At 69.4% G+C, this 12131-nt stretch carries 13 protein-coding genes; 3 read left to right on the forward strand and 10 right to left on the reverse strand.

The window, feature by feature from the left end:
• Positions 1 to 10 precede the first annotated feature (10 nt).
• Positions 11 to 1288: an SPFH domain-containing protein gene (locus NVU01S_RS28455; RefSeq protein ID WP_043669316.1), complete on the reverse strand. Its 1278-nt coding sequence runs from the start codon at positions 1286 to 1288 to the stop codon at positions 11 to 13.
• Positions 1288 to 1719: an NfeD family protein gene (locus NVU01S_RS28460; protein ID WP_029900578.1), complete on the reverse strand. Its 432-nt coding sequence runs from the start codon at positions 1717 to 1719 to the stop codon at positions 1288 to 1290. The genes NVU01S_RS28455 and NVU01S_RS28460 overlap by 1 nt, the downstream gene beginning before the upstream one ends.
• Before the next feature lie 143 nt (positions 1720 to 1862).
• Here NVU01S_RS28460 and NVU01S_RS28465 point away from each other — a divergent pair, with 143 nt between their 5' ends.
• The 3 genes from NVU01S_RS28465 to NVU01S_RS28475 all read left to right on the forward strand — a co-directional run bounded on the left by NVU01S_RS28465 (position 1863) and on the right by NVU01S_RS28475 (position 4450).
• A complete protein-coding gene (locus NVU01S_RS28465) occupies positions 1863 to 2690 on the forward strand; it encodes a DUF3097 domain-containing protein (protein WP_043669319.1) in 828 nt (275 codons plus the stop codon).
• A gap of 90 nt (positions 2691 to 2780) precedes the next feature.
• Complete coding sequence (locus NVU01S_RS28470; protein WP_043669322.1) at positions 2781 to 3593, forward strand: Rv1486c family protein; 813 nt, start codon at positions 2781 to 2783, stop codon at positions 3591 to 3593.
• Between the two features lie 113 nt (positions 3594 to 3706).
• A complete protein-coding gene (locus tag NVU01S_RS28475) occupies positions 3707 to 4450 on the forward strand; it encodes a S1 family peptidase (protein ID WP_043669325.1) in 744 nt (247 codons plus the stop codon).
• Positions 4451 to 4586: 136 nt separating this feature from the next.
• On the opposite strand, the gene NVU01S_RS43625 is transcribed toward NVU01S_RS28475, so the two are convergent.
• From NVU01S_RS43625 to NVU01S_RS28515, 8 genes are all read right to left on the reverse strand, one after another.
• Positions 4587 to 5165: a hypothetical protein gene (locus tag NVU01S_RS43625; protein WP_063048181.1), complete on the reverse strand. Its 579-nt coding sequence runs from the start codon at positions 5163 to 5165 to the stop codon at positions 4587 to 4589.
• Between the two features lie 73 nt (positions 5166 to 5238).
• Entirely contained in the window at positions 5239 to 6300 is a 1062-nt protein-coding gene (locus NVU01S_RS28485) for a ferrochelatase (protein ID WP_043669328.1), read from the reverse strand.
• 20 nt (positions 6301 to 6320) lie between these two features.
• Positions 6321 to 7157: an NADH-dependent enoyl-ACP reductase InhA gene (inhA, locus tag NVU01S_RS28490; protein WP_014986313.1), complete on the reverse strand. Its 837-nt coding sequence runs from the start codon at positions 7155 to 7157 to the stop codon at positions 6321 to 6323.
• 42 nt (positions 7158 to 7199) lie between these two features.
• Positions 7200 to 7922: a 3-oxoacyl-ACP reductase FabG1 gene (gene fabG1, locus NVU01S_RS28495; RefSeq protein ID WP_014986314.1), complete on the reverse strand. Its 723-nt coding sequence runs from the start codon at positions 7920 to 7922 to the stop codon at positions 7200 to 7202.
• Between the two features lie 206 nt (positions 7923 to 8128).
• Complete coding sequence (locus NVU01S_RS28500) at positions 8129 to 9130, reverse strand: VWA domain-containing protein (RefSeq protein WP_014986315.1); 1002 nt, start codon at positions 9128 to 9130, stop codon at positions 8129 to 8131.
• A complete protein-coding gene (locus NVU01S_RS28505) occupies positions 9127 to 10113 on the reverse strand; it encodes a DUF58 domain-containing protein (protein ID WP_226887274.1) in 987 nt (328 codons plus the stop codon). The genes NVU01S_RS28500 and NVU01S_RS28505 overlap by 4 nt, the downstream gene beginning before the upstream one ends.
• Positions 10110 to 11330: an AAA family ATPase gene (locus NVU01S_RS28510; protein WP_043669334.1), complete on the reverse strand. Its 1221-nt coding sequence runs from the start codon at positions 11328 to 11330 to the stop codon at positions 10110 to 10112. Before NVU01S_RS28510 ends, NVU01S_RS28505 begins: the two co-directional genes overlap by 4 nt.
• Before the next feature lie 157 nt (positions 11331 to 11487).
• A partial coding sequence (locus tag NVU01S_RS28515) for an NlpC/P60 family protein (RefSeq protein WP_169815268.1) occupies positions 11488 to 12131 on the reverse strand: 644 nt, incomplete at its 5' end.

Here is a 12131-nt window from a genome sequence, read left to right on the forward strand (position 1 = left end):
GAGAATCGGCCTACTTCGAGAAGTTCTCCGGCGGCTGCCACGGCCTGCCGTGCGGGTCCTCGGGCCGGTAGGCCGGTTGCTGCTGCGGTTGTTGCGGCGGTTGCTGCTGCAGCGCCTGCTGTTCCTCCTGCGGCGGCAACACCGACTGATGCGGTGCCGGCTGATGCGGCGCCGCGGGCGGCGGCGACATCAAACCCTCCACCGGCGTGCGCGCGGTGGCCTCGGCCGCGCGGACCGCGCGCTCGATGGTCGGGTCCGACGCGGTGTCGAACCAGTCGGCGACGTCCGAGTCGTCCTCCACCTTGACCTGCTCGCCGTCGGAAGACGGTGGCTCGTAACGGAACACGCCGTCCTCGCCCTTGGTGGCGAAGCTGGTCGCGAAGCCTTCGAGCGCCTTACCGAAATCGCTGGGCACCAACCACACCTTGTTGGCGTCGCCGCGCGCGACCATCGGCAGTGTCTGCATGTACTGATAGGCAAGCAGTTCCGGCGTCGGCTTGCCGTTCTTGATCGCGGCGAAGACCTTTTCGATGGCCTTGGCCTGACCCTGCGCCTGGAGATAGGACGCCGCCCGCTCGCCCTGGGCGCGCAGGATGCGGCTCTGCCGTTCGCCTTCGGCCGCGAGGATGGCCGACTGCTTGGCGCCCTCGGCGGACAGGATCTGGGCCTGCTTGGAACCCTCCGCGGTCTTGATCTGTGATTCGCGGGTGCCCTCCGCGGTGAGGATCATGGCGCGCTTCTCGCGATCGGCCTTCATCTGCTTTTCCATCGACTCCTGGATCGACGGCGGCGGATCGATGCTCTTCAGCTCGACCCGCGCGACACGCAGCCCCCAGCGGCCGGTGGCCTCGTCCAGCACGCCGCGCAGCTGGCCGTTGATCTGATCGCGGGAGGTCAGGGTCTGTTCCAGGGTCATGCCGCCGACCACGTTGCGCAGCGTGGTGACGGTGAGCTGCTCGACCGCGGCGATGTAGTTGCTGATCTCGTAGACCGCCGCCTGCGGGCTGGTGACCTGGAAGTACACCACGGTGTCGATATGCAGGGTCAGGTTGTCCTCGGTGATCACCGGCTGCGGCGGGAAGGACACCACCCGCTCGCGCAGGTCCACCTTGGCGCGGATGCGGTCGGCGAACGGCACGAGGAACGTCAGCTGGCCGGACACGGTGCGCGAGTACCGGCCCAGCCGCTCGATCACCGCCGCCTCGGCCTGCGGCACCAGCGCGATCGACTTGAAGACCACCACCACGACCAGCAGGACGAGTACGGCGGCAACGATCAGTACAGCCATCACGGCCCCTTCCACACGACGGCGGTCGCGCCGTCGATCCTCATCACGAACACCTTCGTACCCGGTTCGTACACCTCGGACTCGTCCATCGGCCGCGCGGTCCACACTTCCCCGCCCAGCTTCACCTGACCGGAATGCGCGCCCACCTGCTCCAGCACCAGCGCCGACTTGCCTTGCAGGGCATCGACGTTCGTCGGGATCGGCGGCGGATTGCCGAAACGGCGGCGCAGCACCGGCCGCACCCCGAGAAACAACACCAACGTCAGCACGCCGAAGACGATGGCGTCCACCACCACCGACGTGCCCGCGACGGAACTCACACCCGCGGTGCCCAGCGCGGCGACGCCGAGCATGAGCAAGGTCAGGTCCCCGGTGAGCATTTCCGCGGCCGCGAGCAGGATCCCCGCGACCAGCCAAACTATTGCGGCCACGCTGCCCACTCTAGTGCGCGTCGGCAACCGGATGCGCTGGTTGTCGATCATGTGTGCCTGGAATGTTGTAGACCGGCGTGTCGACCGTGCGCCCCGCGATTCGCGGAACCGAATACGGATGTCCGCCTGCTAAGTTCGGGCGGATGAGCGGGCATGACAGGTACGGCGGCGATATCTTCTCCGGGCACTCCCGGGCGAAAAAGCGGGCGGTACCGCAGGTCAGCGCCGAACGCGACCTCGTCGTCGAGGACGCGGCCAGCGGATTCTGCGGCGCGGTGGTGGGTTTCGACCGCAGCTACGACGGCGAATTCGTCAAGCTGGAGGACGCACGCGGCGCGGTGCGGCTGTTCGCGCTGCGCGAGGCCGCGTTCCTGATCGACGGTCAGCCCGTCACGCTGGTCCGGCCGACGGCCGCGGCGCCGCAGAAACCGACGCGGTCCGCTTCCGGCTCCACCAGGGTCGAGGGGCTGCGCGCGCGGGTCGCCAGGACCAGCCGGATCTGGGTGGAGGGCGTGCACGACGCCGCGCTGGTCGAGCGGGTCTGGGGCCACGATCTGCGGGTCGAAGGCGTGGTCGTGGAGCATCTGGAGGGGCTGGACAACCTGGCCGAGCGGCTCGTCGAGTTCGAGCCCGGCCCGGGCAGGCGGGTGGGCGTACTGGTCGACCACCTGGTCACCGGCTCGAAGGAGACCCAGCTCACCACCGGGCTCGGCCCGCACGTACTGGTCACCGGCCACCCGTTCATCGACGTGTGGCAGGCGGTGCGGCCCGCCACGGTCGGCATCGACGCGTGGCCACAGGTGCCGCGCGGCGAGGACTGGAAAACCGGCATCTGCGACCGGCTGGGCTGGGGCACCCCGCAGGACGGCTGGCGCCGGATCTACGGCGCGGTCGAGTCCTTCCGGGACCTCGAGGCACCGCTCATCGGTGCGGTGGAACGACTCATCGACTTCGTCACCGAGCCGGAATAGCCGCGTCCGCCGAGGTACTCGCGGCGCTGCTCAGGAATGCCCCTCGCGGGAATGCCCGTGAATAACCATCACCCTTTATGCTCGATAATTATGTGCTCTCCTAGTGCCACGCTGACGGTGTGGGCCGGCTCCTGGCTGGCCGGCTGCAGCGCGCCCGACGACGTATTGGAGGCCCTGCACGCCTGGGCGGGCCGGCACACCATCGCGGCCGGCGACCCGATCACCGGTGGCCGCTCCGATCTGCCCTGGTCCTCGCGCGGCAACCTGCCGGGCACCGGGATGATGGCGCTGCTCAAGGTGATTCGCGAGGCGATGGCCGAGCCGGGCGCGAAGATCCGGCTGGTGCTGCCGGTGCCGGGCGACGTGCGCGGCCTGCCGGTCGGCACCGCCTTCGCCGCCGACGCGATCGAGGCGCAGGAGGGTCTGCTGCTCGGCGCGCCGGGCACGGAGGGCACCGGCCTGATCCCGCAGTGGACCGACGAGGACACCTTGCAGTGGTCGGTCTACAGCACACCGATTCCGGCGGAGCCCGGCCCCGACATGTCGCTCGGCGAGGCGGAATACGCTATGCGCGAAGCGGTCCGCGACGCCGCCGACGCGCTGATGCAGTTGCACACCACCTCGGTGGGGTCGGCCGATTCGGATCCGCGCGAACTCATCGAGGCCGAGCTCGCGGACTACTCCCGGCACGACTACCCGGACTCGATTCCGCTGCGGGCCAGGAAGATTCTGGACACCGCCGACCATGTCGCCGCGATTCTCACTGTGGCGCAACGGGAACCGGCGTCCTCGCCGACCTCGGCGACCGCCATCGGTGCCCAGGAGTCGCTGCTGCGCCCGCTGTGGGACGCGATCCGTGCGGCGCGGCTGGTCGCGGTGCACGCGGCGGCACGCAGCGCCTGAGTGCCCGCTTCGGGGCGTTTGTCCCGTTGCGCCGCAATCGAATCCGCTTCCGGTCGCGCTCGGGGCGGTCCCGCAATAGTGTGCTTCGAGAAGTCGAGCAAAGGAGGTGTGCGATGCGCTGCACCGCGATACTCGCGGCCGTCGTCACCGCGGCGGCGATCGGCATCGGCCTGCCCGCCATGCCGCAGGCGGCCGCGGTGGTCGGCGGACAACCGGCCGACGCGTCCGCGTACCCGTGGCTGGTGGCGATCGGCACGCCCCTGCTGCCGCTGCGCCCCGGTGGGCAGTTCTGCGCGGGCGCGCTGATCGCCCCCGACCAGGTGGTCACCGCCGCGCACTGCGCCGTATTCACCGGGCGGGTACCCGCCGCGCTGCGCGTCACCTTCGACCGATCGGACCTGCGCACCGACGCGGGCACCTCGGTCCGCGTCACCGACGTCCGGGTGCATCCGGATTTCCGGGTCACCGTGTTCGGCACCGACCTGGCCTACCACAACGACCTGGCCATCCTCACGCTCGACCATCCGGTCCAGCGCCCGACGGTGCGTATCGCTGCGGCACACGGCACTTCGGGCACCATCCTGGGCTGGGGCGCGACCTCCGACGACGACTGGGCGAACCCGCTGCTGCACGCCGCCACCGTCCCGCTCGACGCCGACTGCGCCGCCTACGGCGCCGCCTTCGACCCCCGAGAAGCGTTGTGCGCCGGGTCGACCGACGCCGACGCCAACCAATTCGACAGCGGCGGCCCACTTCTCGTCGACGGCGAACTGGTCGCCCTCACCTCGTGGGGCAAGGGAGCCGCCGAACCGGGCTACCCCGGCCTCTACACCCGCCTGTCCACCGTCATGTTCTGACAGGCGAGCGCGCCTACCGCGTCGCCGCCCCACTGATTCGGTGGCCTCATCCCCCGCACCCCTTCTGTCGCGAGACACGGTGTGTCGCACGGCGAGTCGGGGTGCGGGAGGTCAGAAAAGGTGCGCGAACCCCGAATCAGTGCTGGTGGTGCGGTGGGTACGGGGACTGCTGCGGGTACTGCTGGCCCTGCGGCTGGTAGGGCTGGCCGGGATAGGGCTGTTGGCCCTGGTAGGGCTGTTGGCCCTGGTAGGGCTGTTGGCCCTGGTAGGGCTGTTGGCCCTGGTAGGGCTGTTGGCCCTGGTAGGGCTGTTGGCCCTGGTAGGGCTGTTGCGCTTGATACGGCTGTTGGTAACCCGGCTGCTGTCCTGGGTACCCCTGCTGCTGCGGATATCCCTGCTGCTGCGGGTACTGCTGTCCGGGGTACTGCTGCTGCCCGGCGACCTGCTGCTGGTATGGCTGCGCGCCGTTACCGTGTGGCGGCAGCTGGTTCTGGTTCTGTCCTCTGTTTCTCCGGGAGAGCCAGATGATGACGACCATGCCGACGACGACCAGACCGAGGCAGATCAGCCCCACGACCCAGGAGCCACCTTTGCCGCCCCGGCTCCCCCGCCGGCGTGCTTCCGTGGTCTCCAGTGCTGCCGTCCACACGGTGTCGTCGGACCATGCCCCCAGGTCCAACAGTCCGGTAGTGGTCATCATGTCGATATATGTCATCAAATCTCACCTTGCGCCCCGCTTCGGCTTCGTCCGAAGGCGAGAGCGATGCTATCGCAGACCTATTCGTGAGTCATCGATGAACGGTGCCCCGACTTGGGAGGGCACAGCAGCCGAGGAAGCAGGGCGCGCCGTTCGGCGTGCAGCCGTAACCCGGGACCTCGCCGAGCCGGCGCGCCGGCGCGTCGGCCAGCTGCTCGCCGATCAACTCGACGACCATGCGCGCGAAACGGGGGTCGGTGCCGGGGGTGCCCGCGCGCACGAACGCCATCCCGAGTTCGGCGGCCTTCTCCCGGGCCTCGTTGTCGAGATCCCAGATCACCTCGAGGTGATCGGAGACGAAGCCCACCGGGCAGACGATGACCGCTTCGACGTTCTTCGCGCCGAGATCGTCCAGGTGATCCACGATATCGGGATCCAGCCACGGCACCTGCGGCGGACCCGAGCGGGACTGCCAGACGACGTCGTAGTCGGTGAACCCCGTTGCGGCGGCGGCCAATCGGGCGGCCTCGGCGACCTGTCGGCTGTACAGGTGGCCGCCGTCCGCCGCCGGGCCCGCGGCGGTGTCGGCGACGATCGGAATGGAGTGCGCGGTGAAGACCAGCCGGGCGGCGTCGCGGCGCTCGGCCGGAAGTTCTTGCCGCGCCGCGCGAATCGCGTCGGCGAAGGCGTCGATCAGCAGCGGGTGATCGAAGTACTGGCGCAGCTTCACCAGCTCCGGCGCACCGTCGCCGAAAGCCGTTCGCGCCCTGGCGATGTCCTCGTGGTACTGCAGGCACCCCGAGTAGCCGCCCCAGGCCGAGGTCGGGAACACCAGCGCGGAACGCACACCGTCGGCGGCCATCCGCGCCACGGTGTCCTCCACCATCGGCGTCCAGTTCCGGTTGCCGAAGTACACCGGCAGATCGATGCCGGCCGCGGCCAATTCGGCCTCGACCGCCGCGATGATGTCCCGGTTGAGCGCGTTGATCGGCGACACCCCGCCGAAGTGCAGGTAGTGCTGCGCGACCTCGTCGAGCCGCGCGCGCGGCACGCCCCGGCCCCGGGTGACGTTCTCCAGGAACGGCATCACGTCTTCGGGGCGCTCCGGGCCACCGAAGGACAGCAACAGCAGTGCGTCGGCGGCCCGTGCCACGTTCCCTCCTCCGGGATGACTCAGTTGATCGACATGTCCTCGGGGAACCAGGTGTTGTGGCTGGCTCCGCCGTCGACGTAGATGATCGAGGCGGTGGTGCCCGGCAGCCAGTCCGAGAGCATCGCGACGATCGACTTGGCGACCACGGTCGGGTCGTCGACGTCCCAGCCGATCGGCGACGCGCCGTCCCAGTACTCGTTGAGCTGGTTGAGCTTGGCGGCGTCGTCGGTCGCGGTGCCCGCGATCGCCTTGGCCGCGAGCGTCTTGATCGGGCCGGCGGCGATCAGGTTGGAGCGAATCTTCTTGGCCGCGCCCACCTCTCGAGCGACGTACCGGTTCACCGACTCGAGCGCGGCCTTGGCCACACCCATCCAGTTGTAGAACGGCATCGCGGTGCGCGGATCGAAATCCATGCCCACGATCGAGCCGCGCTCGTTCATTACCGGCAGCACCGCGCGGGCCAGCGAGGCGTAGCTCCACGCCGAGATCTCGAAGGCCTTCGCCGCGTCGGGGCCGGGACCGTCGAGGAACGGCAGCGCCTCGGGGCCCATCAGGGTGCGCGGCGCGAACGCGATGGAGTGCAGCACGCCGTCGATGCCCTCGGGCGCCAGTTCACGCAGCTTGTCCGGCAGCTCGGCGAGGTTCTCCTCGCTGGTGACGTCGAGCGGGATGGCCGGGGGGACCTCCTGCGGCAGCCGCTTGGCGATGCGGTCGATCAACCGCAGCCGCTCCGGAATGCCGGTGATGATCACCTTCGCGCCCTGCTCCTGCGCGACCGCGGCCGCGTGGAACGCGATCGACGAGTCGGTGATGATGCCGGTCACCAGAATGGTCTTGCCTTCGAGCAGTCCGCCCATGGGTTCTCGGTTCTCCTGATTTCGGGTTGTGTGGTGAAAAGACTAGTGGCCCATGCCGAAGCCGCCGTCGACCGGGATGACCGCGCCGGTGATGTAGCCCGCGTCGTCGGAGGCCAGGAAGCTGATCGCGCCGGCGACCTCCTCCGGCTGGCCCATCCGCTTGGCCGGAATGCCGTACTTCAGCACCAGGTCCCGCATTTCGTCGGTCATCTCTTCGCGGGTCATATCGGTTTCGATCAGACCGGGCGCCACCACATTGGCGGTGATGTTGCGCGAACCGATCTCCATGGTGATCGCGCGCGCCATGCCGACCAGGCCGGCCTTGGCCGCGGCGTAATTGACCTGGCCCGGTGCGCCCTTGAGGCCGACCACCGAGCCGAGGAAGATGATCCGGCCGAACTTCGCGCGCAGCATGGCGCGGTTGGCGCGCTTGGCGCAGCGGAAGGCGCCGGTGAGGTTGGCGTCGATCACGCGGGTGAACTGCTCTTCGTTCATCCGCATCAGCAGCGTGTTGTCGACGATGCCGGCGTTGGCCACCAGCACCTCGACCGGACCCTGCTTCTCCTCGACCTCGGTGAACGCGCGGTCGATCGATTCCGCGTCCGTCACATCGCATTTCACGCCGAGCATCCCGTCCGGCACGCCGGAACCGCGGTGGGTGACGGCGACCTTGTGACCGTCGGCCACCAAGCGCTGCGCGACTGCGAGACCGATGCCACGGTTACCACCGGTGACCAGGACAGACCGGGATGTGATGTTCGACATGGGGAACAACCTACCTGGTGGCAGCCGCCGCCCGGAAACCCGCCCGGCGCTGGTCCGGACGGGTCCGCGAGGACGGCGGCGCGGTTCGGACAGAACGGTCACCGGCCCCGGCGCGCGACCCGATCCGCGACGCCGCGGCGGCCCGGCACCCCGGCGTCGACGCCTCCGGCGCAGGCCGAAACATGTGTGGCGCCAGGGTCACTCGGTTACGGCAGGCGCTGACGGTAGAGCAGTCCGGTGATCACCCCGGCGGAGGTGATCAGCAGGCCGAGCAGCAACCACGGACGACTCGCATCACCCCGGGTCAGCTCGAACCCGATCTGCTGTTCGAGGGTGTCGTACACCTTGCTCAGTTCCTGCAGGGTGGACGCGGTGTAGAACTCGCCGCCGGAGAGCCGGGCGAGTTCGCGCATGGCGTCGTCGTCGACCGGCACCGGCACGTCGTCGCGCGAACCGTCCTCGCGCGGGATGCTGACCTTGCCCCACCTGGTGCCGTAGGAAATCGTCGAGATCGGCACGTTCTTGTTCTTCGCCAGGCGCGCGGCGACGAATTCGTGGCGCGGGTTGTCCACGTCCTCGAACGCGGGCACGGTCTGCTTGCCGTCCGACATCAGCACGATCCGTGCGGGCGGCGGCTCCTGCGCGCCGCCGAGCACCGACGCGAGCGTGTCGATCGCGTTGAGCGCGGTGAGGATGCCCTCGCCGGTCGCGGTCCGCTCGGCGAGCTTGGCGTTGTCGATGGCCGCCTTCACCGATTCGTGGTTGGTCGTCGGCGACACCATCACCGACGCGGTGCCCGCGAAGGTGATGAAGCCGATGTTCAAACCGTTCGGCAGGCCGTCGACGAATTCCTTACCGGCCTTCTTCGCGACCTCGATCCGGCTCGGCGGCACGTCGGTCGCCTCCATCGACAGCGACACGTCCATCACCAGCATGACCGTGGCGCGGTTGCGCGCGACCTTCTTCACCGCGGTCGGCCCAGCCGCCGCGATGGTCAGGAACACCAGGCCGACCAGCATCAGCGCGATCGGCACGTGCCGCAGCGGGCTCGGCCGCGCGGGCGCGACCTTCTCCAGCAGCTCCATGTTGCTGAACTGCAGCATGTGCTTGTACTTGCCGCGCTGCACCAGGACATAGCCGAGCGCGATCAACGCGAGGACGGCCAGGAAGCCGAGCCAGAGCGCGGCGGTGAAATGCGAAATACTCACTGACGTGGGACCCGCCCGCTCGGGGCGCCGAGGCTGTGGCGCCGGGTGGACACGAACCGGACCACGTCGGCGATCCAGTCCCTATCGGTGTGCAGGGTGAGGACCGGCGCGCCGCAGCTGCGCAGGGCCTGTTCGACTTGCTCCCGGTGCCGCTGCGCCGCCGCCGCGAAATCCGCGCGCAGCGTCGGCGTCACGCTGAACTCGCGGGTGCGCCCGGTTTCCGGATCGTGCAGCACGACATCGCCGATATCGGGCAGCGCCAGATCGCGCGGGTCGATGATCTCGACCGCGAGCAGGTCGTGCCGCGCCGAGATGGCGCGCAGCGAACGCTGCCAATCGATCTCGCCGAGGAAATCGCTGATGATCACCGCGAGACCGCGTTTGCGTTGCGGGCGGCGCAGCGACTCGATGCCGCCGCGCAGGTCCCCGCGTACCCCGTCGCGCGCGTGCGGCGTGGTCGCGATGCTGCGCAGCAGCGACTGCGCGTGCACCCGGCCGCTACGCGCGGGCACCCGGACCAACCGCTCGCCGGTGGCCACGACCGCGCCGATCCGGTTGCCGCCGCCACTGGTGAGGTGGGTGATGGCGGCCGCGGCGGCGATCGCCAGATCTCGCTTCTGGCACAGCGCGGTGCCGAAGTCCAGGCTCGCCGAGAGGTCGACGACCATCCAGGTTTCCAGCTCGCGGTCGGCGATCATCTGCCGCACGTGCGGGTGGGTGGTGCGGGCGGTGACCGACCAATCCATCTGGCGCACATCGTCACCCGGCTGATAGGTGCGCGCCTCTCCCGGCTCCGAACCGGGGCCGGGGATCAGCCCGAGATGGTCGCCGTGCAACACGCCGTCGAGCCGGCGGCGCACCGTCAGCTCCAGCGTTTTCAGCGCCGCGGTCAGCCGCGGATCGGTCAGTTCGCCGGCCTGGAACGAGGGCGGCGCATGCGGAGACGTGGCCACGCGGTACGGCGGTTCCGGCGCTGCGGTCACTTGTTCTGGACGTTGCCGGCGGGCTGGGACTGCTGCCCGTTCGGCGGCTGCGGCACCGGCTGCGGGGCGCCCTGCTGCTGCTGCGGCGGCTGCGGGATGCCCTGCGGCGAACCCGGCTGCTGCTGCGGAAGCTGTTGCGGCGCAGCGGAACCGGCGGCGGCGCCGGGCGCGACGGCCTGCGGCGCGACCTGGGGCAGGCCGACGGTCTGCAGCACCCGCTTGATCACGTCCTCCGGGCTGATCTCGTCGGCGAGCGCGTCGTAGGACAGCACCAGGCGGTGGCGCAGCACATCCGGGATCACCTCGACCACGTCCTGCGGCACCACATAGTCGCGGCCGCGGATCAGCGCGACGGCGCGGGCCGCGGCGATGATGCCGAGGCTGGCGCGCGGCGAGGCGCCGTAGGAGATCCAGCTCGCCACGTCCTGCATGCCGAAATCGGCGGGCCTGCGGGTCGCCGCGATCACCCGGACCACGTAGTCGACCAGCGCGTGGTGCACGAAGACATTGGCCGCCACCTTCTGCAGCCGCACGATCTCCTCGGGCTCCAGGATGCGCGTCGCCTCCGGCGGGGTGACACCCATCCGGTAGATGATCTCGCGCTCCTCCTCCACCGAGGGGTAGTCGACGACGACCTTGAACAGGAAGCGGTCGCGCTGCGCCTCGGGCAGCGGGTACACGCCCTCGCTCTCGATCGGGTTCTGCGTCGCCATCACCAGGAACGGATTCGGCATGGGGTAGGTCTTGCCGCCGATCGACACGTGCCGCTCGGCCATCACCTCGAGCAGCGCGGACTGCACCTTGGCCGGCGCGCGGTTGATCTCGTCGGCGAGCACGAAGTTCGCCACGACCGGGCCGAGCTCGGTATCGAATTCCTCGCGGCCCTGCCGGAAGATGCGGGTACCGATGAGGTCGGTGGGCACCAGGTCGGGGGTGAACTGCACGCGGGAGAACGAGCCGCCGACCACCTTGGCGAAGGTCTCCACGGCCAGGGTCTTCGCGATGCCGGGCACACCTTCGAGCAGGACGTGACCTCGCGCGAGCACGCCGACGAGCAATCGCTCGACCAGCCGGTCCTGACCGACGATCACCCGCTTGACCTCGTAGATCGCCTTCTCCAGGGTCTGGACGTCTCGCTCCAGGGTGTTCGACGTGGACGCAGGCGCATCTTTCGCCAATTTCGCCCCGCTGACACCGTCTGTCGAAGTCACCAACATCCCCGCTTTCGCCTTGGTCCTGTGCGTGCTGCCACAACTATTCCAGGTAATGGCCGTATGTGCCGCAACCGGACCCGACATGAAGAGAATTCGAAGCTTCGACTCCTCCGCTGCGGCGAATCCGTCGCTGCCGCGTGTTCGCAGTCATCGAACCAGTTCAGCTGACGATCCGCACCGCGTACGGCATGATGCCGCCCTCACGTACCGGCGAAACCCGGACCACCTCGCCCGATTGCGGCGCCTCGACCATCTGCCCGTCACCCAGGTACAGCGCGACGTGCTCGCTGCCGTTCGGTCCCCAGAACAGCATGTCGCCGCGAGCGCGCTCGGCCACCGGCACTCGGGTACCGGCGTTGTACTGGTACCCGCTGTAGTGCGGCAGCGAAACCCCGATCCCCGCAAAGGCATAGATCATCAGACCGGAACAATCGAAGCCGACCTTGTTGTAATCGCCGAAGCTGTCCGCGACACCGCCGTCGCGGATGCCGAGCGTCGGACCGTTCGCGTCGCCGCCGCCCCAGGAGTAGATGACCCCCAATTGCGACATGGCGCGGTCGACGACCGTCTCCACCGCGGCCGAGCCGGTGACCGACGGGTACGACGGGCGCGGCGTCGAGCGTTTCGGCGGCGGCGCGTCCCCCAACTGCGTGTGCGGGCGCTGCTCGGTGTTGAGCTGACCGGCGCGGGCCTGCGCGTCCTTGTCGGCGGCGGCCCGGGCCGCCGCCGCGGCGGCCGCGGCGCGCACGGCGGCCTCCTCGGCCTTGCGTTGTTGATCCCAAGCCAGATACGCGTCCCGCTGGC

It is taken from the genome of Nocardia vulneris (genome assembly GCF_001613425.1).
Lineage (GTDB): Bacteria > Actinomycetota > Actinomycetes > Mycobacteriales > Mycobacteriaceae > Nocardia > Nocardia vulneris.